General features: G+C 66.7%; 20 protein-coding genes and 1 tRNA gene. 10 read left to right on the plus strand and 11 right to left on the minus strand.

Annotated elements, in window-relative coordinates:
* Positions 1–103 precede the first annotated feature (103 nt).
* The 4 genes from HWX22_RS08435 to ompR all read right to left on the minus strand — a co-directional run bounded on the left by HWX22_RS08435 (position 104) and on the right by ompR (position 3,573).
* Positions 104–631: a carboxymuconolactone decarboxylase family protein gene (locus tag HWX22_RS08435; protein ID WP_044843722.1), complete on the minus strand. Its 528-nt coding sequence runs from the start codon at positions 629–631 to the stop codon at positions 104–106.
* A 76-nt stretch (positions 632–707) separates the two neighbouring features.
* The gene (locus tag HWX22_RS08440; protein WP_031399305.1) at positions 708–1,256 is read right to left on the minus strand and encodes a peroxiredoxin; all 549 of its coding nucleotides are present in this window, start codon (positions 1,254–1,256) and stop codon (positions 708–710) included.
* A gap of 189 nt (positions 1,257–1,445) precedes the next feature.
* Positions 1,446–2,807 carry an ATP-binding protein gene (locus tag HWX22_RS08445; RefSeq protein WP_059693488.1) on the minus strand — a complete coding sequence of 454 codons (1,362 nt, stop codon included), beginning with the start codon at positions 2,805–2,807 and terminating at the stop codon, positions 1,446–1,448.
* Between the two features lie 40 nt (positions 2,808–2,847).
* Positions 2,848–3,573 carry a two-component system response regulator OmpR gene (gene ompR / locus HWX22_RS08450; protein WP_004199523.1) on the minus strand — a complete coding sequence of 242 codons (726 nt, stop codon included), beginning with the start codon at positions 3,571–3,573 and terminating at the stop codon, positions 2,848–2,850.
* 267 nt (positions 3,574–3,840) lie between these two features.
* On the opposite strand from ompR, the gene HWX22_RS08455 reads away from it, so the two are divergent.
* The 3 genes from HWX22_RS08455 (at position 3,841) to HWX22_RS08465 (ending at position 7,030) form a co-directional block, all read left to right on the plus strand.
* Positions 3,841–4,119, plus strand: a complete 279-nt coding sequence (locus HWX22_RS08455; RefSeq protein WP_059529638.1) for a hypothetical protein — start codon at positions 3,841–3,843, stop codon at positions 4,117–4,119.
* A 120-nt stretch (positions 4,120–4,239) separates the two neighbouring features.
* On the plus strand, positions 4,240–5,739 hold the full coding sequence (locus HWX22_RS08460; protein WP_175915384.1) for a DUF1800 domain-containing protein: 1,500 nt from the start codon (positions 4,240–4,242) through the stop codon (positions 5,737–5,739).
* Between the two features lie 67 nt (positions 5,740–5,806).
* Entirely contained in the window at positions 5,807–7,030 is a 1,224-nt protein-coding gene (locus HWX22_RS08465; RefSeq protein WP_175915385.1) for a DUF1501 domain-containing protein, read from the plus strand.
* Positions 7,031–7,054: 24 nt separating this feature from the next.
* Here HWX22_RS08465 and hpnD read toward each other — a convergent pair whose 3' ends face one another.
* Entirely contained in the window at positions 7,055–7,888 is an 834-nt protein-coding gene (gene hpnD, locus HWX22_RS08470; RefSeq protein ID WP_175915386.1) for a presqualene diphosphate synthase HpnD, read from the minus strand.
* Between the two features lie 236 nt (positions 7,889–8,124).
* On the opposite strand from hpnD, the gene HWX22_RS08475 reads away from it, so the two are divergent.
* A tRNA-Leu gene (locus HWX22_RS08475) sits at positions 8,125–8,211 on the plus strand.
* Positions 8,212–8,398: 187 nt separating this feature from the next.
* Positions 8,399–8,689 carry a hypothetical protein gene (locus tag HWX22_RS08480; RefSeq protein ID WP_175915387.1) on the plus strand — a complete coding sequence of 97 codons (291 nt, stop codon included), beginning with the start codon at positions 8,399–8,401 and terminating at the stop codon, positions 8,687–8,689.
* A gap of 113 nt (positions 8,690–8,802) precedes the next feature.
* On the opposite strand, the gene HWX22_RS08485 is transcribed toward HWX22_RS08480, so the two are convergent.
* From HWX22_RS08485 to HWX22_RS08500, 4 genes are all read right to left on the minus strand, one after another.
* Positions 8,803–9,033 (minus strand): hypothetical protein, encoded by a 231-nt coding sequence (locus HWX22_RS08485; RefSeq protein WP_059529650.1) that lies wholly within the window; start codon positions 9,031–9,033, stop codon positions 8,803–8,805.
* Positions 9,034–9,130: 97 nt separating this feature from the next.
* Positions 9,131–10,240 carry a class II histone deacetylase gene (locus HWX22_RS08490; protein ID WP_175915388.1) on the minus strand — a complete coding sequence of 370 codons (1,110 nt, stop codon included), beginning with the start codon at positions 10,238–10,240 and terminating at the stop codon, positions 9,131–9,133.
* 15 nt (positions 10,241–10,255) lie between these two features.
* On the minus strand, positions 10,256–11,473 hold the full coding sequence (locus tag HWX22_RS08495; protein ID WP_175915389.1) for an MFS transporter: 1,218 nt from the start codon (positions 11,471–11,473) through the stop codon (positions 10,256–10,258).
* Between the two features lie 22 nt (positions 11,474–11,495).
* Positions 11,496–12,539 carry a porin gene (locus HWX22_RS08500; protein WP_175915390.1) on the minus strand — a complete coding sequence of 348 codons (1,044 nt, stop codon included), beginning with the start codon at positions 12,537–12,539 and terminating at the stop codon, positions 11,496–11,498.
* Positions 12,540–12,841: 302 nt separating this feature from the next.
* Between HWX22_RS08500 and HWX22_RS08505 the strand changes: the two genes are divergently transcribed.
* Complete coding sequence (locus HWX22_RS08505; RefSeq protein ID WP_175915391.1) at positions 12,842–13,987, plus strand: LuxR C-terminal-related transcriptional regulator; 1,146 nt, start codon at positions 12,842–12,844, stop codon at positions 13,985–13,987.
* A 101-nt stretch (positions 13,988–14,088) separates the two neighbouring features.
* On the plus strand, positions 14,089–15,087 hold the full coding sequence (locus HWX22_RS08510) for a 2-dehydropantoate 2-reductase (RefSeq protein ID WP_175915392.1): 999 nt from the start codon (positions 14,089–14,091) through the stop codon (positions 15,085–15,087).
* Between the two features lie 154 nt (positions 15,088–15,241).
* Here HWX22_RS08510 and HWX22_RS08515 read toward each other — a convergent pair whose 3' ends face one another.
* Complete coding sequence (locus HWX22_RS08515) at positions 15,242–15,691, minus strand: MarR family transcriptional regulator (RefSeq protein WP_059693366.1); 450 nt, start codon at positions 15,689–15,691, stop codon at positions 15,242–15,244.
* A gap of 62 nt (positions 15,692–15,753) precedes the next feature.
* Complete coding sequence (locus HWX22_RS08520) at positions 15,754–16,899, minus strand: glycerate kinase (RefSeq protein WP_175915393.1); 1,146 nt, start codon at positions 16,897–16,899, stop codon at positions 15,754–15,756.
* A 387-nt stretch (positions 16,900–17,286) separates the two neighbouring features.
* Between HWX22_RS08520 and tig the strand changes: the two genes are divergently transcribed.
* The 3 genes from tig (at position 17,287) to clpX (ending at position 20,862) form a co-directional block, all read left to right on the plus strand.
* Positions 17,287–18,633 (plus strand): trigger factor, encoded by a 1,347-nt coding sequence (tig, locus tag HWX22_RS08525; RefSeq protein WP_059817653.1) that lies wholly within the window; start codon positions 17,287–17,289, stop codon positions 18,631–18,633.
* A 140-nt stretch (positions 18,634–18,773) separates the two neighbouring features.
* Entirely contained in the window at positions 18,774–19,427 is a 654-nt protein-coding gene (gene clpP, locus HWX22_RS08530; protein ID WP_006496351.1) for an ATP-dependent Clp endopeptidase proteolytic subunit ClpP, read from the plus strand.
* Positions 19,428–19,590: 163 nt separating this feature from the next.
* Positions 19,591–20,862, plus strand: coding sequence for an ATP-dependent Clp protease ATP-binding subunit ClpX (gene clpX / locus HWX22_RS08535; protein WP_006754177.1), 1,272 nt, complete (start codon positions 19,591–19,593; stop codon positions 20,860–20,862).
* Positions 20,863–20,989 lie beyond the last annotated feature (127 nt).

The following is a 20,989-nucleotide window of genomic DNA, read 5'->3' on the forward strand; positions in this document are numbered from 1 at the left end:
CCGGAATGAAAAATGCCACGCGCTTGCGTGGCATTTTCGTTTTGCGGTGCGGTGCCGCGCGCATGGCCGCCGCAGTGCACCGCGCTGCCGCTTGCGCGACGGCTTATTCGCCTTCGGCGGCGATCACCTGTGCGGCGGCGTTGATCACCGACGCGATACGGCCGACGTCGCGCAGCTGCGTCGTCGTCATGCCTTGCTCGTTCTTCAGCAGCGCATAGTGCGACTTCACGCAGAAGTGGCACTTGCCGACGATCGATGCGGCGAGCGCGTACATCTCGAACCTGCGCTTGTCGACGCCGCCGTGCGACGCATACGCGCCCATCCGCAGCTCGGCGCGCTGCGTCTTCAGGTCGGCGTCGTCGGCCATCTCGACATACGGATACCAGGTGTTGTTCATCCCCATCAGCGCGGCCGCCGTCAGCACGGCGTTCGTCTCTTCGGGCGACAGCACGCCGGCTTCGCGGATCGTCTTCACGAGCACGGTGCTCTTCGCCGCGACCGCCGCCGCCAGCGCGACGCCGACTGCATCGGTGCCTTCGAGCGACGAGCGCGAGATCGTGCCGTCGAGGTTCAGGCGAATGTCCTTCGCGTAGTCGGGGATACGCGCCTTAATCGAGTCGATGAATTCCATTGATATCTCCTATGGGTTGGCCGTTAAAAAAGCCCGCAGGCAGGACGTGCGCCGCGGGCTTCGTGCATCGATGCGCTTACAGCGTTGCGCCGCCGACTGCACGGTTGCACGGGCACAGTTCGTCCGTTTGCAGGCCGTCCAGAATGCGCAGGACTTCTTCCGGGCTACGGCCGACGTTCAGGTTGTTCACCGAAACGTGCTGGATCGTGTTGTCCGGATCGACGATGAACGTCGCGCGCAGGGCCACGCCGGCTTCCTTGTCGCGCACGCCGAGTTGGTCGATCAGCTCGCCCTTGACGTCGCCGAACGAGTAGTGGTTCAGCTTGTTCAGGTCCTTGTGCTCACGGCGCCATGCGAGCTTCACGAATTCGTTGTCCGAGCTGCCGCCGAGCAGGACGGCGTCGCGCTCTTCGAACTGCTTCGTCAGCTTCGCGAACTCGACGATTTCCGTCGGGCACACGAACGTGAAATCCTTCGGATAGAAGTAGATGATCTTCCACTTGCCCGGGAACGACGCTTCGGTGACGGTCTCGAACGCCGACTGGCCGTTTTCCTCGTGATTGTTGAAGCCCGGCTTCGCGGCTACGACGGTGAATGCTTCGAGTTTATCGCCCACGGTTTTCATGCGGATACTCCTGTATGAGTTGGGAAGAAGACTGAGTCAAGCTACCTCGGTGCTGCAACGTTGGTGTGACAGCATGGGGAGGACTATAACACTATTAATAAAACGCTTCAATAGATTTTGACTAACGAATCCCATAGTTTTTTTCAACCGCGCCGATAGTGTGACGCGCAAGAAGCGTGCGCGAACGCGTCACGCCGTCGCACGCGCCTTGCCGGCGCCGGGAAATTCGAGGGTGACTTCGAGGCCCGCTTCGGGGCTGCGGTTGCGCAGGCGCAGCGCGCCGCGATAGCGGCCGACCAGGCGCAGCACGATCGCCATGCCGAGCCCCGTGCCGTCCGCCTTGGTGCGCGCCGTGTCGACACGGTAGAACGGCCGCATCACGAGCGGCAATTGGTCCTCGGGGATGCCGGGGCCCTCGTCGCTCACCGACAGCTCGACGCGCGCGTGCGTCACGCGCGTTTCGAGCGTGATGCGCGACACGCCGTCGTCGCGGCTCTGGCCGTATTTGCGCGCGTTCTCGACGAGGTTGCCGATCACGCGGCGCATGTCGGTCTCGTCGGCTTCGATCACGGCGGTCGCCGCGAGCCGCGTGCGGATCTCGACGCCGTCCTCGCCCGCCACGCGCGCGGCGACTTCCTGCGCGATCGACGACAGGTCGACGGGCTCGGGCTTGCGTTGCGACGGGCGCGCGTAATCGATGAAGGCCGCGATGATGCGGTCCATCTGCTCGATGTCGTCGACCATCGCGTCCTTGGTCGCCTGGTCGGACGGGCTCATCTCGGTTTCGAGGCGCAGCCGCGCGAGCGGCGTGCGCAGGTCGTGCGAGATGCCCGCGAGCATCAGCGCGCGGTCGGCCTCGAGCTGTTCGAGATCGCGCACCATCTGGTTGAAGCTGCGGTTGGTCTCGGCCGCGACGCCCATCCCGCGCTCGGGCAGCAGCTCGGGTGTCTGGCCCGAGCCGATCTGCCGCGCGGCGAGCGCCAGCCGCGAGAACGGCCGGTTCACGAGACTCGTGATGAACGCCGAGCCGAACAGCGACAGCGCGAGCGCGAACAGGCCCCAGCCGGCCCACTGCAGGCCGGTGACGCTGTCGAGCTGGTCGCGGTCGAGCGCGACCCAGTAGTCGTCGTCGTCGATCTTGAAACTGATCCACACGCCCGGGATGTCGTTGACCGACTGCGCGATCACGGTGTCGTCGCCGAGACGGCTGCGGATGTCGTGTTCGATCAGGCGGTTCAGCGATTCGTCGGGCTGCAGCTTGAACTTGTCGGTTTTTTCGCGCGGGTACACGCGCACGCCCTCGTTGCTCTCGAGATCCTGCAGCAGCGCGCGCCGCAAATCGGGATCGGAATAGAGCAGGGCGGTGCGCGTGAGCTTCACGATCGCGACGAGCTGGAGCGCGACGCGCTGCGCACGCGGCTCGCGCTCGATCACGCGAAAGCTCTGGAACCACGCGGCGAGACTGACCGAGATCAGCAGCGCGATCAGCAGGAAGGTGCGCCAGAACAGCCCGCCGAACGCGAGCTGCAGGAGGCGCCGGTCGATACGCATGGGACGGGCCGAGGACGGGCGAAACCGGAAAGGAGAAAGATCAGGCGGCGCCGTCCGGAATGAACACGTAGCCGAGGCCCCAGACGGTCTGGATGAAGCGCGGGCTGCCCGGATCCGGCTCGATCAGCTTGCGCAGGCGCGAGATCTGCACGTCGAGGCTGCGGTCGAACACTTCGTATTCACGGCCGCGCGCGAGCTCCATCAGCTTTTCGCGCGACAGCGGCTGGCGCGGATGACGCGCGAACACCTTCAGCACCGAGAATTCGCCGGTCGTCAGCGGAATTTCCTGGCCGGACTTCGTCAGCGTGCGCGTCGCGAGGTTCAGCGAGAACTCGCCGAACTCGAACACCTCGGTGGTTTCCGACGGCGCGCCCGGCAGCTCGGCCGGCGCCTGGCGGCGCAGCACCGCGTGAATGCGCGCGACGAGTTCGCGCGGATTGAACGGCTTCGGCAGGTAGTCGTCGGCGCCCATCTCGAGGCCGACGATGCGATCGACGTCCTCGCCCTTCGCGGTGAGCATGATGATCGGCGTGCGGTCGTTGCTGCCGCGCAGGCGGCGGCAGATCGACAGGCCGTCCTCGCCCGGCAGCATCAGGTCGAGCACGAGCAGGTCGAAGCGCTCGCGCACCCAGAGCTTGTTCATCGCGGTCGCGTTTTCCGCGACGTACACGTTGAAACCCTGCTCGCCGAGATAGCGGCGCAGCAGATCGCGCAGGCGCGGGTCGTCGTCGACGACGAGAATCTTGGAGGGGTTTTTCGTTTCCATGAGCGGCATCTTATCGCGAATGGGAAATTACGCACGGTCGCGTATTTTCGCGCGTTACAGTCCGTTACAAAATTTACCCGTAGTGTCGCGCGGAGTAAAGGCAGGCTATAGAGATTCCTTTACTCGAAGCCGAAATTCGGTAGATACTCCCCTGCACTCCATCTTTCATCTTTGTACGCCCGAATTCCGCAGGGTTTTTCAAGTACCAGAGGTAACCGGTTGCCGCGTGACGAAGGGAACAAATCGACCAAAGAAGCGAGGACGGTCATGCGATCTGCCCGGATTGCACTGATGCTGACGATCGCACTTGCCGGTCCATATGCGTCGAACTTCGCGTATGCGCAGCGCCCCGAGCAGGGCGCCTCGTCGCGCAAGCTGCCGCGCGGCAAAGCGCCGCAGCCCGACCGCGCCGCCGACATGGCGGTCCGTTCCGCCGTGCCTCCCGATCTCGAACAGCGCCGCCGCGACGGGCACATGACGCCCGAGGAGCGCCACCTGTTGCGCCAGCACATCGAGGACGCCGTTCGCGAGCTGTACAAGCGCTGATCCGCACGCGCCCACGCGCGGCGCGGAAAGATTCCGTAGCAATTTTTCCGTCAACTTTCGGATGCCTGCTGCCGTTGTACCGGCATCCGCACCGCCGGTGCGTTCCGGGAGTCCACGACGATGAAAGCGAACGCTGCCGCCCCGGCATCGCCCGCGATGCAGGCGCCGCTCGACGCCGACGATGCGCTGTTCTTTCTGAGCCGCACCGGTTTTTCTCCCACACCGGCCGAGGTCGCCCGCATCGTCGGGATGACGCGCGCGCAAGTCGTGGCCGACACGCTCGGCAACGTGCGTCGCGACCCTGTGACGCCCTGGCCCGACTGGCTCGCCGAGTTACCGCCGACCCGCGCGCAGCGACAGGCGCTGACGCCCGACATGCGGCGCGACGAGCAGGGCGAGCGCAATCGCCGCTACGATGCGTTGCGTGCGGCGTGGGTCAACGAGATGGTCGTGACGCCGTCGCCGCTCACCGAGCGCATGACGCTGTTCTGGCACGGGCATTTCACGTCCGGGCAGGACAAGGTCCCGTATCCGCAGACGATGGCCGCACAGAATGCGCTGTTTCGCCGCGAGGCGCTCGGCAACTTCGGCACGCTCCTGCATGCGGTCGCGAAGGATCCGGCGATGCTTCAGTATCTCGACGGCGCGAGCAACCGCAAGGGCCGTCCGAACGAGAACTTCGCGCGCGAGGTGATGGAGCTGTTTACGCTCGGCGAAGGGCATTACACGCAGCACGACGTCACCGAGGCCGCGCGCGCGATGACCGGCTGGAGCGTCGATCCCGATACGCTGCGCTTCGTGGTGCGGCCCGAATGGCACGACGCGGGCGACAAGACGATACTCGGCGAGACCGGTGCGTTCGACGGCGACGGCTTTCTCGACATCCTGTTGAAGCGGCCCGACACCGCACGCTTCATCGCCGGCAAGTTGTGGCGCGAGTTCGTATCCGATACGCCCGACGCCGGCGCGCTCGATGTCGTCGCCGAACGGTTTCGCGCGAGCGGCTACGACATACGCGCGGCGCTCGCCGCGCTCTGGTCGACCGACGAATTCTGGGATCCACGCAATCGCGGCGTGCTCGTGAAGTCGCCGGCCGAGTTCGTCGTCGGATCGGTGCGGTTGTTCGACGTCGCATACGGCGATCCTCAGATGCTCGCGAACACCGTGCGCACGCTCGGGCAGAACCTGTTCTATCCGCCGAACGTGAAGGGCTGGCCCGGTGGTGCGATGTGGATCAACAGCACGACGCTGCTTGCGCGCAAGCAGTTCGTCGAGCAACTATTCCGCGCGACCGAGACCGCCGGCATGCGGGCGCCGGCGCCCGCAATGGCGGCACCGTCGCCGAATAATGCGCACGCGATACCGGTTGCCGACGCCGCGTCGGTTGCCGGCATGCGCGGCGCGCCGGCCCGGCCCGCGCGCGGCGGCCTGCGATTCGACCTCGAACGCTGGCTTGCGCAGTATCGTGCACGGCCGCAGGCGATTGCCGGATTGTCGACCGAGCTTCAACTGCAGCACGCGGTGCTGCCGGTGTCGCCGGTCGCGGCCATCGATACGGACTCGACCGGCAGCGCGTATCTCGAGGCGTTGCTGATGGATCCGGCCTATCAACTGAAATGACCGAAACGACGATGAACAGGTGCGCTGCCGCGGTGGCCATGCCGCGCGGCGAACCGAAGGATGCACGATGAACCGACGTGATTTTCTGACGCTGACGGGCGCCGCGGCCGCGGCGGGCGTGTCGTTGTGGCAGCCGCCCGCGCAGGCGGCGACATCGATCGCCGCGGCGGGGCGGCAGCCGGCGGCCGGCTATGCGAACGTGCTGATCCTCGTCGAGCTGAAGGGCGGCAACGACGGCCTCAACACCGTGGTGCCGTATGCCGATCCGCTCTACTACCAGTTTCGCCGAAGCATCGGCATCAAGCGAGACCAGGTGCTGCAGCTCGATGCGCATACGGGGCTGCACCCGTCGCTCGCGCCGTTGATGCCGCTGTGGCGCGACGGGCAGGTCGCGGTCGTGCAGGGTGTCGGCTATCCGCAGCCGAACCTGTCGCATTTCCGCTCGATCGAGATCTGGGATACCGCGTCCCGCTCCGACCAGTACCTGCACGAAGGCTGGCTCACGCGCACGTTCGCGCAGGCGCCGGTGCCGGCGGGCTTCGCGGCCGACGGCGTCGTGCTCGGCAGCGCGGAGATGGGGCCGCTCGCGAACGGCGCGCGCGCGATCGCGCTCGTCAATCCGGCGCAGTTCATTCGCGCGGCGCGGTTGGCCGAACCGTCGTCGCTGCGCGAGCGGAACCCGGCGCTCGCGCACATCATCGACGTCGAGAACGACATCGTGAAGGCGGCCGACAGGCTGCGCCCGCGCGGCGGCATGCGCGAGTTCAGGACCGCCTTTCCGGCCGGTACGTTCGGTACGTCGGTGAAGACCGCGATGCAGGTGCTCGCGGCATGCGAGGCGTCGGGGCCCGGCGCGCAGGACGGCGTCGCGGTGTTGCGGCTCACGCTCAACGGTTTCGATACGCACCAGAACCAGCCGGGGCAGCAGGCTGCGCTGCTCAAGCAGTTCGCGGAAGGGATGAGTGCGATGCGCGGCGCGTTGATCGAACTCGGACGCTGGAACCAGACGCTCGTGATGACGTATGCGGAATTCGGGCGGCGCGTGCGCGAGAACCAGAGCAACGGCACCGATCACGGCACCGCCGCGCCGCATTTCGTGATGGGCGGGCGCGTGGCGGGCGGGTTGTACGGCGCGGCGCCGGCACTCGGGCATCTCGACGGCAACGGCAACCTGCCGGTCGCGGTCGATTTCCGCCAGCTGTATGCGACCGTGCTCGGGCCGTGGTGGGGGCTCGATGCGACGCACGTGCTGCAGCAGCGCTTCGATACGCTGCCGTTGCTGAAGGTGTGATGCCGGGGAGGGTGACGGCGCGGGTCAGCGGCGGCGCGCGGCGCGCCACGCGATCCACAGCTTGCGGATCGGTGTCAGGGCGATGCGCTGGTGCAGCACCTGGTAGCCGTCGCGCTCGATTTCGTCGAGCAGCGCGCCGGCCAGTGCAATCTGCGCGCGCAGCGTGCGTTGCGCGCGGCGCTCGGGTGCGGGGACCGCTGCGTCGGCGGCGGCCAGCGCTTCGCGTGCGCGGCCCGTCTGAAACTGCAGCAGCTCGGTGAAAGCCGGGCTGTAGCGGCGGTTCAGCAGGTCGGCAGCGGTCACGTTGTAGCGTTGCAGTTCGTCGATCGGCAGATAGATGCGGCCGTGCCGCGCGTCGTTGCCGAGTTCCTGCACGAATTGCGCGAGCATCAGCGCGCGGCCGGCATCCGCGGCCCACGGTTGCGGGTCGGCCGGATTCGCGGCACTTGCGCGCGCGACCAGCGACGCGAAGGTGCCGCCCACCTGCGCGATGTAGCGCTGCAGGTTCGCGAAATCCAGGTAACGCGCCTGTTCGAGATCCATCCCGTAACCGTTGACGAGTGTGCGCAGCGCGTCGGATTCGGCCCGGATCGCCGGGTGGTGTTGCGCGAGCGCCTTCGTGACCGGATGCGACGGTTCGCCGGCGGCGAGCGCCGCGAGTTCCTTGTGCCACCACGCGAGCTTCGTGTGTCCGACGGTCGGATCGCTGGTTTCCTTGACGGTTTCCTCGAGTTCGCGGCGCAGCGCGAACAGGGCCGTCAGCCGCGGTTCGGCGGCGAGCGGCGCCTGGCGCAGCGCGTAGTAGACGCTGGAGCCTGCGGGGGCGGCCTTTTGCTGACAGTAGTCGTCGAAGTTCACGGGTGGGATCGTGGCGGAGGCGGGTTCGGGGACGCGCGCCGGCGCATGGCCGGCACGTCGAGCGCGGCATTCTAGCACCGCTCTTCGACGGGCGCCGGTGGGGCGAGACAACGCTGCACAGATCGGGTAGAATCTCGCGCTCGCCTGATCGGGTGTGCCGGTTTTCGGTTCGGCATGAAGTCCCGGGCGCGTGGAGAACGCATCTTGCGTGCCACGCGATGAGGCGACAGAAATCCGCGTGAGTGGCGAAATTGGTAGACGCACCAGGTTTAGGTCCTGACGCCCGCAAGGGTGTGCCGGTTCGAGTCCGGCCTCACGCACCACGAAGTTGAACGTGCCCCGCCAAGGGCCGTTTCCGAGAAAGCGCTGCCGGTTGGCTGACCGGCAGCGCTTTTTTGTTGGTGTGGTTCCGCGGGGGAGTGCGCACGCTTTCGCAGGCACGGAAAACCGGCTGCGCATATGATGAACAACGCCATTCATTCACGTGGGTTGTTCGACCGGGGACCATCGATGACCAACCTCGCACGCATGCTGATTTCCCTTCTTCCTCTGACGCTGGCAATACCGGAGTATGCCGCCACGCCTGCCGACAACGTTGCATGGAGCGCACGGCCCGTGCAGGCGATCGCGCCGTCACCGGGGTGCATGGCCTACTCGGGGCGGCCCATCTCGAGCGGTGAGCCCACGACGACGGAAGCCGTGCTGAAATCGCTCGGCACGGTGCTGGTGGGTTCCGCGCTGAGCGCCATCCACGGCTATCAGGGGCCGGTCCCGAATCCGTGCGCACGCGCGGGCCTGTGAACGGTTCCAGGCCGAACGGGGAGGCTTGCTGCTCGCCGCAGATACCTGTACTGGACCTGAAAAAGAAGCGCCGCGCGTCCACCGACCGCGGCGCTTCGTCGTTTCGAGCGTGCCTAGTCCCAGAAACTCCGCACCGCGACCGCCACGATCACCGGCACCGAGAACACCAGCGGAATCGCGAAATACTGCGCTTCGCGATCGACGATCCAGCTATAGATCAACCACGCCGCGCCGATCGCGAACGTGACGAGCCCGACCAGCACGGCAGCGATATTCAGTGCGAGCTTCGAAGGCTGGCGGCGCGCTTTGTCGTTGGTGTCGGGATCGCGCGGAGACGATTTCATCTGAAGAGGGGGCCGGGCCTGGCAGGTGTAAAAGCACAGGAAACCCCATCCGCACCGATCGCGCAAGGGCCGGCCCCGCATCGTTGGTGAGCGCGCGTTACAAGCCGAACGACACGGCCAGTTCGTCGAGCAGTTCGCGCTGGAACGCGACGAACCGCTCGCCCGGCTGCTGCGCGATCGCGAGATCCAGCATCGGATCGGCGACATCGGTTCGGATACCGGCCAGTTCCTCGACGATCGCGAGTCCGCAGAACGGCACGTACGCTTCCGAATAGCCGCCCTCGTGGACGATCACGAGCCGCCCGCCGCAATGGCGTTGCGCCGCCTCCTTTACCGAGCGCGTCATGTACCGGTAACTGTCCGTATGCAATTGCATGCGCGCGAGCGGATCGACCGCGTTCGCATCGAGGCCGCTCGCGACGACAATCAGTTCCGGCCGGAACCGCTCCAGCGCCGGCAGCACGATCAGCTCGAACGCGTGGCGATATGCGTCGTCGCCGCTGCCCGCGAGCAACGGCACGTTCAGGTTCGCGCCGATGCCCGCACCTGCGCCGCGCTCATCGCCGCCGCTGTAGCCGGGCGGAAAGCAGCGGTCCTGATGCAGCGAGATCGTCAGCGTGTCCGGATCGTCGTAGTAGATCGACTGCGTGCCGTTGCCGTGATGCACGTCCCAGTCGATCACCGCGACGCGGTCGATGCCATGCTTCGCGCGTGCGGCCTCGATCGCGATCGGGATGTTCGCGAGCAGGCAGAAGCCCATCGGGCGATCGCGCAGGCAGTGATGGCCGGGCGGCCGCGACAGCGAAAACGCGTTCGCCGCGCGCTCGGCGACGACGGCGTCGACCGCCGCGATCGCAAGACCCGCGGACAGCGCGGCGATCTCGTAGCTACCCTTGCCGAACGGCGCGAGATCGCCGAGGTCGCCGCCGTTCGCATCGCTGAGCGCGCGGAACGCATCGAGATAGCTCGCCGGGTGGATGCGCAGCAGATCGCCGGTGGTGGCTGGCGCGGCACCGCGCATGTCGAGGTGGTTGGCCAGGCCCGACGCCTGCACGAGCGACAGGAGGCGGCGCTTCGAATCGGGCGATTCCGCGTAGCCGGTGCTCGACGGCGGCTGGACCCAGCCGCCGACCGGGAAGAACAGCGCGTGCGTGCCGCCGGTGTGCCAGAAGGTGCGTTCATCGGTGAAGAAGGCAGTGCGATTCATGGATAGGTCGACCTGTCACGGTTGGGAAGAAACGGAAGTCATGTACGTCCGCGCGCGCCGATCGATATGGCGCAGCGCGGCAAACGACGCGATCGCGACGGCCGTCGCGGCCGCGAACAGCGTGTGCATCGTGCCGCCGGCATCGAGCAACAGCCCGGCGAGGAGCGGGCCGGCCGCGAGGCCCGCGCCGATCACGAAATTGAGCGTCGCGACGAGCCGCCCGGACGTGTCGATCTGCGCGACGGTCGCGAGAATGAACGGCAGTACGAATGTCCACGCAAACTTGAACGCGAAGATCGCGGCGCCGTAGCCGCTCGCATGCGGCAGCGCGGCGAGTGCGACGAGCGACGCCGCGAGCAGCGCGTAACCGGCGGCCAGCATCGTGCGCCGCGCAAGCCGGCCGCCCGCGCACGATGCGAGCGCCGCGCCGGCTATCCCCATCACGCTCGCGATCGCGAGCACGTTGCCGGTCGATTGCGGGTCGAGTCCGGCTTCCGCCGCCGCGCGGCTCGCGAACGTCCACACGCTGCCGATCGCGAGATAGAAGCTCAGTACCGCGCCGATCGCGAGCGCGACGAAGAGCCGTGGTGCATCCGTCGCGGCGCCGCGCGCGGCCCGGGCCGACGCGGTCCGCGCACCGAGCGTCGCCGGAAAGCCGCGTGACAACGGCGCGGCAAGCAGCGCGAGCGCGGCGAGCGCGACGTACAGCGCGCGCAGCCCGAACGCGGCGAACACGTGCGGCAGCACGAACAGGCCTACCGCACCGGCGACCAACTGGCCGACGACCCACAGCCCGTACACGCGATCGCTGTTCTCGCTCGTGGCCGCGCTGGTCATGCAGAGCACCATCAACGAGCCGCCGCCGAGCGCGGTGACGGCTCGCAGCGCGAGCAGCGGGCCAAAGCCGGGCATCCACAACGCGGTCAGGAGATTGCCCGCGCCGAACAGTGCGATCGCGCACGCAGCGACGCGGCGCGCATCGACGCGGCCGAGCCACAGGTACGACGGCACGGTCGCGAGGCTGAACGCGCCGAGTTCGACGAAGAAGTAGGTGCCGATCTGCGACGCGGACAGCCCGAGCTGCGTCGCCAGTTGACCGGCGACGGCTGGCGCGACGAGCAGCAGCAGCGGCGTGATGGCCGCGAACACGACGAGCGCGACGAGCGTCGAGCGCGCGAAAGGCGCCGCGCGGCCGTCGGACGGCGGCGCGGCATCGGAGCAAAGGGTTTTCATGGCGGGATCTCGCTGGACGGAATCAGAACAGGTGATACATGCCGACCATCGCGCCGAACTGCGATGCGCCGGCGAGCGGTGTCGGGTCGTATTCGTAGACGGTCTGCGAACTCTGGCCGCTGTTGCGCGCATAACCGAGGTTCACGTAGGCGACGGTGCGTTTGGACAGCGCGTAGGTGGTGCTGGCGATGAAGAGCGTCGGGTGACCGATCGTCGGCGTGTGCGAATCGGTGTGGTAGACGCCCGCGTTCAGCCCGATTCCGCCCGATGTCAGATAACGGGCGCCGCCCCAGACGATCGTGCGCGCCGCTTCGAGGTCGCCGGTCAGGCGTTCGACGCCCGCGTAGACGGTGAGCGGCAGCGTCGCGAACGCGTAACGCGCGGCGAGCGTGCCGAGTTCGCGGCGGCGCGCGGACGCGTCCTCCGCGGCTGACGCGTCGCCGTGCGCCTGATGCAGCACCGCGCTGACCGACAGTCCGTTGCTGGCGTACTGACCGCCGAGCTCGAGCACGCGCCCGGCGCGCGTGTTGCCCGCGACGCCGGCGGTCGCGGCGAGGGCCTCGACATCGAAGCCGGCGAACGTCGGAGACTGGTACTTGATCGAGTGGTCGATGAAGTTCGCGTTCATCGGCACGAGCACGCCCTGGCCGCTGTACGACGCGTACCACAGCGGGTCGTAGAACAGCGTCTTGTCGAACAGCACGCTGAATTGCCGGCCGAGCGTCACGGTGCCGACGGGCCCCGCGATGCCGACATACGCGCCGCGGAAGAACGCGTAGCCCGGCACGGTCGAGGTGCCGTCGTTGATGTTGAGGCCTTGTTCGAGCTTGAACAGCGCGCTCCAGCCGCCGCCAAGATCCTCGGTGCCCTTCAGCCCGACCTGCGACGGCAGGATGCCGTAGTTCTGCAACTGCACGGCCGCGTGCCGTCCGTCGGCATGCGTCAGGTACTGCACGCCGGCGTCGAGCGCGCCGTACAGCGTGAGGGTCGATTGCGCGTGCGCGGCGAGGCTGCACGCGGCGAGCGCCGCGGCGGTCGCCGTGCGGATGAAGCGGAATGTCGTCACGTGGGGTTCTCCATACCGTCCTGCATCGTTTGTCGTTGGTGTTGTCGCGACGCAGTGTCGGCAGCGGGAAAACCGCTGAACAGTCGTGCAGATGAACGGTGAGGAAAACCCGCGGTGCACGGGATGGACGTACCGCGACACCGCAGCGCGGCGTGCTGCGCAGCAGCAACGGGCGGCGCACCGTTCAAATGGATGGGGTTGCCGCGTGTTCTGGCGGCGGGGCCCGCCAAAAATGCCGGTCGCTATAATCGGCCGGTCTGCATTGCGCGCATCAGCGGCCCGATCGGGCAGGGGAGCGGAAGGTGAGGATCACCACGGATATCAGGCAGGATCCCGATGCGCTGCGCGATGTGCCGGCCGCGATCGTGCTCGACGAATCCGCATGGCCGCCGCTGCCGTCGCGCCGCGCCGATTTCGACGGCGTGACGCGCGGCGATGCGGCGCGACGCGAACTCGGCCTGATGCTGCTCGACCTGTACGCGCTCGCCGCGCAGTCGAGCATCGGCGAATTCGAGTGCCGCTTCTTTTCGCTGCTGCAGGGGCTCATCCCGTTCGATGCCGCATGGACCGGCGTCGCGACGCACGTGCCGACCGGCCCGGTGATGCACAACAGTTTCCTGTACCGTCTTCCGCACGCGTTCTTCAGCGACTGGAAACGCGTGCGCGACTGCGATCCGCTCGCGCAGCGCACGCTGCTCGGCGCGCATGGTCGCGCGGTGCGCTTGTCGGTCGTCGAGCCCGGGTTCGACGCGCGGTTTCGCGACTGGTGCGTGAAGTACGGGCTGGCGCAACTGATGTGCGTGTGTACGCTCGATCGCCGCTTCGGGCTGACGACGTTCATGTCGATCTACCGCCAGGGCCTGAACCGTCCGTTCAGCGACGACGACGCGAGCCGCTTCGAGGAAGTGATTCCGCATCTGGCGGCCGCGCTGACGATCAACCGCGCGGCACAGCTCACGCGCGAGCGTGCCGATGCGGTGGCGCCGGCGGCTCGCGCGCTGTGCGACAACTTCGGCGTGCTGCATCACGCTGACCACGGCTTCGACGACGTGCTGCGGACTGAATGGCCGGCGTGGACGGGCCCGCGCGTGCCGGAGCCGCTGGTCGCGCATGTGCGGCGCCAGTCGGGCCAGCCGTACATCGGCGACGCGCTGCGCATCCAGTGCGTGCCCGTCGCGGGACTGTTCCAGATCGAGGCGCGGCCGCGCTCGCTGCTCGATCGGCTGAGCCCGCGCGAGCTGGCGGCGATCCGCTATTACGGTGCCGGCCGTTCGCACAAGGAGGTCGCGCAGCAGATGGCGATTTCGCCGACGACCGTGCGTCACTATCTGCGCTGCGCGTACCGCAAGCTCGGCATGCACGACAAGAGCCAGATCGCCGGCGTGCTCGGCGCGACGGGCGGCTCGGCCGACGACGAGCCTGTGGAGGCGGGCATCGCACCGCGCTGAATCGCTCATGCGAACACGGCGACGAAGATGCTTGCGTGAATGGTTGTATCCGCAACCATCTGGCGCTATGCTCGTCAGCTCCCGGTAGACGGATTTCCATCATGAACGACACGAATTCAGGGGCGGTGCGCGCGGCGGTGGTCGGTGTCGGCGCGATCGGCGGGTTGCTCGCGGCCGCGCTGTCGCGGGCCGGCATGACGGTGAGCGCATTCGCGCGCGGCGCGACACTCGATGCCCTGAACGCGCACGGCGTGCGCGTGATCGACGAAGCGGGCACCGAGTCGTCGGTCCCGGTGCGTGCGAGCGACGACGCGGCCGCGCTCGGCGTGCAGGACTACGTGGTGATCGCGCTCAAAGCGCAGGCATTGCCGGCGCTGGCCGCGCGCATCGCGCCGCTGGTCGGGCCCGGCACGGTGATCGTCGCCGCGATGAACGGGCTGCCGTGGTGGTTCACGCACGGGTTCGCGGGCCCGCTCGACGGCGTGCCGCTCGATGCGGTCGATCCGGCGGGGGCGGTTTCGGCGGCGCTGCCGCCCGCGCAGGCGATTGGCTGCGTTGTGCACCTCTCGTCGAGCACCGACGCGCCCGGGATCGTGCGCCGCGGTCGCGGCAACCGTCTGATCATTGGCTCGCCCGATCCGCGGCTCGATGCGTCGACCGCGCGATTCGCGGCGGCGCTCGCCGCGGGCGGCTTCGACGTCGAGTCGACCGCGGCGATCCGCACCGAAATCTGGGCAAAGCTGTGGGGCAACATGAACATGAACCCGTTGAGCGCGCTGACGGGTTCGACCGCCTCGCAACTGCTTGACGATCCGTTCACGCACGACCTCGCGTTGCGGATGATGGAGGAGGCGGCCGCGATCGGCGCGAAGCTCGGTCTCGATACGGGAATGAGCGGGCCAGAGCGGATTGCCGTGACGCGCAAGCTCGGTGCGTTCAGGACATCGATGCTGCAGGATTTCGAGGCCGGGCGAGCACTGGAAATCGGGCCGATCCTCGGCGTGTTTCCGGAACTGGGACGCAAGCTCGACGTGCCGACGCCGTATTGCGACGCGGTGCTGGGATTGCTGCGTCAGCGTGCGGCAAACAGCGGGCTATAACGGAGGCGAATGGCCGCGCCGATGGCCGGCACGAGAAGAAGGATGAAGAAGTGCCGGGCAGTCGTCCGGTAGCCACGGCAAGGGAAGCCGGGCACGCTGCCCTTGGGCTTGCCCTTGCGCGACTCGGGTGGTCCGAAGGCACCCGTATTGCGATTCAGTCGTCGCGTTCGACCGCGTTCGCGACGACCTTGTCGAGCAGTCGCTCGAACGTCTGGCGCTCGCTGTCGGACAGGCAAGCGAGCAAGCCGTCATTCCACTTGCGCACGATCGGCATGATCTTGCGATGCAGCGCGCGGCCGTCGGCGGTCAGCGCGATCAGCACGATCCGGCCGTCTTCCTCGCTCGCGCTGCGCTGGAGCAGCCCCTGGCGCAGCAGCGCTTCCGCCGCGCGGCTCGCCTGGCTCTTGTCGAGGTTGGTGTGGCGAGCGAGATCCATGATCGAAAACGGACCGAAGGCGCCGACGGCGGCGATCACCCGCGCCTCGGGCAGCGAGATGTCCAGCTTGTGCCGGTACACGTCGGCGATCCCGCGGTCGGATCGCTTCGTGAGCGCATGGAGGCGATAGGTCAGAAACTGATCGAGCCCGGCTTGGCGGCCTTTCATGTCGAATCCTGAAGAAAAAGGGCGGGCCCGATTGTTCCTGTATCGCGCGCTCGGGTCAACGGTCAGTGTGCGCCGTACTTCAGCCGTGTCAACTGTTCGGCTTCGTTCGTGAGCAGGTTCGCCGCGTCGCGGATCGCGACGTCGAGTGTGATCGGGCCGGGCGCGGGCGAGAAGCAGCCGGAAAAGTGTTCGGACAGGCGCGGCAGCGCGGCCGGGTCGACCGCGCCCGACAGCAGCGACGCGGGCACGCCCGCGACCCGCGCATGACGGCAGGCGATGAACGGTGCCTTGCCGTGCAGCGTCTGCACGTCGGAGCGGCCTTCGCCGGTGATCAGCCAGTCGGCGCCGGCGAGCGCGGCATCGAGCCCGATCTGCCGCGCGACGACTTCCGCGCCGGCTTCGAATTGTGCGCCCAGCATGTGGAGTGCGAATCCGAGGCCGCCCGCGGCGCCGGCGCCGGGCAGGTCACGGCCTCGCCGGTCGAGCGCGGCCTCGAGCAGGTCGGCGAAACGGCCGAGCGCGGCGTCGAGGGTCGCAACCTGCTCGGGCGTCACGCCCTTTTGCGGACCGAACACCGCAGTCGCGCCGTGCGCGCCCGTCAGTGGGTTGTCGACGTCGGACATGCCGATGAATTCAGTTTCCTTCAGGCGCGGATCGAGCCCCGACGCGTCGATCCGCGCGATATCGGCGAGCCGCGCCGGGACGGGTTCGACCGGCTGGCCGGCCGCGTCGAAGCATTGCAGGCCGAGGCCCGCGAGCAACCCGGCGCCCGCGTCGTTGGTGCTGCTGCCGCCGAGCGCGACGAAGAAGCGGCGCACACCCTCGTCGAGCAGCGTGCGGATCGCTTCGCCCATGCCGCGCGTGCTGCGCGCGTCGACGGGCACGCTCATGCCGACCGCGTCGGTGATCCCGACGATCTCGGCCGTCTCGACGATCGCGGTGCGCGCGTCGATCACGCCGACCGCCGCGTCGCGTGCCGCGAGCGATGCGCCGGCCACCCGCACCGTGCGCCGCGTGCCGCCGCTCGCCAGCATCGCGTCGAGCGTGCCTTCGCCGCCGTCGGCCATCGGGCAGCAGCGCACGACCGCGTCGGGACGGGCACGGCGGATGCCGGTGGCGATTGCGTCCGCGACCTGCTCGGCGGAAAGCGAGCCTTTGAACGAATCGGGCGCGATGACGACGACAGGCGCGGACGGGTGTTGCGGCATGGTGTCTCCGGAAGGCGTGATTGGTGTGAAGAATGGCGGCCGCGATCGCGGCGCATCCTCATTCGGAGCTTACAGGATGGCGGGCCCGCGGTGGATACGCCGTTCGGCATAGCGGCGATCCGCGCGCATTGCCGTGCGCGGGAGCGGGCGGCATGGCCAGTCGGCCTCGTTGTCGTACCGATCTGGCGGTACGAGGAAAATTGTTTGCTAGAATAGTCGATTCTTCCGGCCAAAGCCGTGCTCCGAGCCGCTTGCGCTAGCCATCCGGCGCGTGCAGGGATGGCGTGGCGCTCCGGCGCGGCGTGTGCATGCGATGCACCTCACGCCGCAGGCAGGCACGGCAAGGAAAACCCGATTCGCTCGAATAATTTTAGGACGATTGAAGCCATGGCTAACGTTGTTGAGAACCTCGGCAAGCTTGAACGCCGCGTGACGATTTCCCTGCCGAAGGACACCGTGCAGAAGGAAATCGACGCCCGTATCCAGAAACTCGCGAAGAACGTTCGCATGCCGGGTTTCCGCCCGGGCAAGGTGCCGCTCAAGATGGTCGCCCAGCAGTACTCGGGTCAGGTCGAGGCGGAAGTGCTGAGCGACAAGATCGGCCAGGAATTCTTCACGATCAGCCGCGCGGAAAACCTGCGCGTCGCAGGCCAGCCGAGCTTCGAGCCGAAGCAGGAGCAGGCTGAGGACGCATACGCGTTCGACGCGACGTTCGAGGTTTACCCGGAAGTGAAGATCGGCGATCTGGCGACGGCTGAAGTCGAGCGCTCGACGACGTCGATCGGCGACGCCGAAATCGACCGCACGCTGGAAATCCTGCGCAAGCAGCGCGTGCACTACCACGCTCGCGGCGAAGCCGGCGAGCATGGCGACGGCGGTGCGGACACCGCAGCGAAGAACGGCGACCGCGTGACGGTCGACTTCGTCGGCAAGATCGACGACGTCGCGTTCCAGGGCGGCACGGCCGAAGACTTCCCGTTCGTGCTCGGCGAAGGCCGCATGCTGCCGGAATTCGAAACGGCGGCGCTGGGCCTGAAGGCTGGCGAACAGCGTACGTTCGACCTGAAGTTCCCGGACGATTACCACGGCAAGGACGTGGCGGGCAAGACGGCGCAATTCACGGTTACGATGAAGAAGATCGAGTGGCCGCACATGCCGGAAATCGACGGCGAATTCGCGAAGTCGCTCGGCATCGAAGACGGCGACCTGACGAAGATGCGCGCCGAAATCAAGGAAAACCTCGAGCGCGAAGCGAAGCGTCGCACGCAAGCCATCGTCAAGAACCAGGTGATGGACGCGCTGCTGAAGATTTCCGAACTCGACGTGCCGAAGGCGCTGATCGAGCAGGACCAGCAACGTCTCGTCGAAATGGCTCGCCAAGATCTGGCGCAGCGCGGCGTGCCGAACGCGAAGGACGCACCGATCCCGGCCGAGATGTTCGCCGAGCAGGCAGAGCGTCGCGTGAAGCTGGGCCTCGTGCTGGCCGAGCTCGTGAAGTCGAACAGCCTCGAAGCGAAGCCGGAGCAGATCCGCGCGGAAGTTGACGAGTTCGCGAAGAGCTACGAAGACCCGAAGGAAGTGGTCCGCTGGTATTATTCGAACCAGCAGCGCCTCGCCGAGATGGAAGCGTTCGTCGTTGAAAGCAACGTCGTCGACTTCGTGCTGGGCAAGGCAAAGGTGACGGACAAGGAAGTGAGCTTCGAGGCACTCGCGAGCGCATCGGCGCAAGCGTAAGTGTCGCTCTAGCGGCGTGCCGGCTGTCGGAGCGACGGCCCGCACGCCGTTTTTACGTCAAGCGCACGGTTGCCATTAATATGGCGATTGAGCGGGCGGCTTCCCTCCGTTCAATTTTCCATTCGAACAAGGTTCATTGAATGATCACTCGCGCTGAATTGCTGGACATGCTTGCTTCGAACGCGCCGCAGGGTTTCGAGGCGCAAGCGCTGGGGCTGGTGCCGATCGTCGTCGAAACGAGCGGCCGCGGCGAGCGTTCGTACGATATCTATTCGCGTCTCCTGAAGGAGCGCCTGGTGTTCATGGTCGGTGAAGTGAACGACCAGACCGCCAACCTCGTGGTCGCGCAACTGCTGTTCCTCGAGAGCGAGAATCCCGACAAGGACATCAGCCTCTACATCAACAGCCCGGGCGGTTCGGTGTCGGCCGGCATGGCGATCTACGACACGATGCAGTTCATCAAGCCGGACGTGTCGACCCTCTGCATGGGTCTCGCGGCCAGCATGGGCGCGTTCCTGCTCGCGTCGGGCGCGAAGGGCAAGCGTTTCGCGCTGCCGAACTCGCGCGTGATGATTCACCAGCCGCTCGGCGGCGCGCGCGGCCAGGCGTCCGACATCGAGATCCAGGCACGCGAAATCCTCTACCTGAAGGAACGGCTGAACAACCTGCTCGCGCAGCATACGGGTCAGGACGTCGAGCGCATCGCCCGCGACACCGACCGTGATAACTTCATGTCGAGCGAAGATGCGAAGGCGTACGGGCTGATCGATCAGGTGCTGCTGAAGCGCCCGTGAGCTTAAGTGGGGTGCCGCCCCGATTCGCGCGGTGCCCCTGCAACGTCCGAGTGCTCTGAGCATCTGCGGCAAGCGCATCCAGCCGGCTCCGGTCGCGCCCTAGGCGCGGCGTCCGGAGCATTCGGCGTATCATGTCATTTACCTGTCCGGAGGCTCTACATTCATGGCGGACAAAAAAGGTTCGAACAGCGAGAAGCTGTTGTATTGCTCGTTTTGCGGGAAGAGCCAGCATGAGGTGAAGAAACTCATCGCGGGCCCGTCGGTATTCATCTGCGATGAGTGCATCGACCTCTGCAACGAGATCATTCGAGACGAGGCGGCTGCCGCCGGCGTCGAGGCCAGCCTGTCCCGGTCGGATCTGCCGAGCCCGCAGGAAATTCGCGACATCCTCGATCAGTATGTGATCGGCCAGGAGCGCGCGAAGAAGATCCTCGCCGTGGCCGTGTACAACCACTACAAGCGCCTCAAGCACCTCGACAAGAAGGACGACGTCGAGCTGTCGAAGAGCAACATCCTGCTGATCGGCCCGACGGGCTCCGGCAAGACGCTGCTCGCGCAGACGCTCGCGCGGTTGCTGAACGTGCCGTTCGTGATCGCCGATGCGACGACGCTGACCGAAGCCGGCTACGTCGGCGAGGACGTCGAGAACATCATCCAGAAGCTGTTGCAGAACTGCAACTACGAGGTCGACAAGGCGCAGCGCGGGATCGTCTACATCGACGAAATCGACAAGATCAGCCGCAAGTCGGACAACCCGTCGATCACGCGCGACGTGTCGGGCGAGGGCGTCCAGCAGGCACTGCTGAAGCTCGTCGAGGGCACGATGGCGTCGGTGCCGCCGCAGGGCGGCCGCAAGCATCCGAACCAGGATTTCATTCAGGTCGACACGACCAACATCCTGTTCATCTGCGGCGGTGCGTTCGACGGTCTCGAGAAGGTGATCACCGATCGTACCGAAAAGACGGGCATCGGCTTCGGCGCGACGGTCAAGAGCAAGCAGGAACGCGATGCGGGCGAAGTGCTGCGCGAAACGGAACCGGAAGATCTGATCAAATTCGGTCTGATCCCCGAATTGATCGGCCGTCTGCCGGTGGTCGCGACGCTCGGCAAGCTCGATGAAGCCGCGCTGATGAAGATTCTCGTCGAGCCGAAGAACGCGCTCGTCAAGCAGTATCACAAGCTGTTCGCGATGGAGCGCGTCGAGCTGGAAATCCGGCCGGGCGCGCTGCAGGCAGTCGCCCGCAAGGCGATCCGCCGCAAGACCGGCGCGCGCGGTTTGCGTTCGATCATCGAACAGGCATTGCTCGACGTGATGTACGAACTGCCGGCGATGAAAGGGGTCAGCAAGGTCATCATCGACGAGAACGTCATCGATGGCGACGGCAAACCCCTGCTGATCTATGAGGACACGCCGAAGGTGGCGGGTTCGAACTGACCGGCTTGCCGACGATGTTCTGCGAAAAAGGCCGTTCATGAGTCCGTGGGCGGCTTTTTTTCGTTTATCTTGTGGGTAACTCTGACTCGACACGCGGTGGTTACTTTCTTACCGAATATTTCCCGCA

The organism is Burkholderia sp. BCC1638 (genome assembly GCF_902833195.1).
GTDB lineage: Bacteria > Pseudomonadota > Gammaproteobacteria > Burkholderiales > Burkholderiaceae > Burkholderia > Burkholderia diffusa.

Excerpts from the sequence above, each read along its gene's own strand:
- HWX22_RS08435 (WP_044843722.1), bottom strand. The coding sequence starts at position 631 with ATGGAATTCATCGACTCGATTAAGGCGCGTATCCCCGACTACGCGAAG.
- HWX22_RS08440 (WP_031399305.1), bottom strand. The coding sequence starts at position 1,256 with ATGAAAACCGTGGGCGATAAACTCGAAGCATTCACCGTCGTAGCCGCG.
- HWX22_RS08445 (WP_059693488.1), bottom strand. The coding sequence starts at position 2,807 with ATGCGTATCGACCGGCGCCTCCTGCAGCTCGCGTTCGGCGGGCTGTTC.
- ompR (WP_004199523.1), bottom strand. The coding sequence starts at position 3,573 with ATGGAAACGAAAAACCCCTCCAAGATTCTCGTCGTCGACGACGACCCG.
- HWX22_RS08455 (WP_059529638.1), top strand. The coding sequence starts at position 3,841 with ATGCGATCTGCCCGGATTGCACTGATGCTGACGATCGCACTTGCCGGT.
- HWX22_RS08460 (WP_175915384.1), top strand. The coding sequence starts at position 4,240 with ATGAAAGCGAACGCTGCCGCCCCGGCATCGCCCGCGATGCAGGCGCCG.
- HWX22_RS08465 (WP_175915385.1), top strand. The coding sequence starts at position 5,807 with ATGAACCGACGTGATTTTCTGACGCTGACGGGCGCCGCGGCCGCGGCG.
- HWX22_RS08480 (WP_175915387.1), top strand. The coding sequence starts at position 8,399 with ATGACCAACCTCGCACGCATGCTGATTTCCCTTCTTCCTCTGACGCTG.
- HWX22_RS08485 (WP_059529650.1), bottom strand. The coding sequence starts at position 9,033 with ATGAAATCGTCTCCGCGCGATCCCGACACCAACGACAAAGCGCGCCGC.
- HWX22_RS08490 (WP_175915388.1), bottom strand. The coding sequence starts at position 10,240 with ATGAATCGCACTGCCTTCTTCACCGATGAACGCACCTTCTGGCACACC.
- HWX22_RS08495 (WP_175915389.1), bottom strand. The coding sequence starts at position 11,473 with ATGAAAACCCTTTGCTCCGATGCCGCGCCGCCGTCCGACGGCCGCGCG.
- HWX22_RS08510 (WP_175915392.1), top strand. The coding sequence starts at position 14,089 with ATGAACGACACGAATTCAGGGGCGGTGCGCGCGGCGGTGGTCGGTGTC.
- HWX22_RS08515 (WP_059693366.1), bottom strand. The coding sequence starts at position 15,691 with ATGAAAGGCCGCCAAGCCGGGCTCGATCAGTTTCTGACCTATCGCCTC.
- HWX22_RS08520 (WP_175915393.1), bottom strand. The coding sequence starts at position 16,899 with ATGCCGCAACACCCGTCCGCGCCTGTCGTCGTCATCGCGCCCGATTCG.
- tig (WP_059817653.1), top strand. The coding sequence starts at position 17,287 with ATGGCTAACGTTGTTGAGAACCTCGGCAAGCTTGAACGCCGCGTGACG.
- clpP (WP_006496351.1), top strand. The coding sequence starts at position 18,774 with ATGATCACTCGCGCTGAATTGCTGGACATGCTTGCTTCGAACGCGCCG.
- clpX (WP_006754177.1), top strand. The coding sequence starts at position 19,591 with ATGGCGGACAAAAAAGGTTCGAACAGCGAGAAGCTGTTGTATTGCTCG.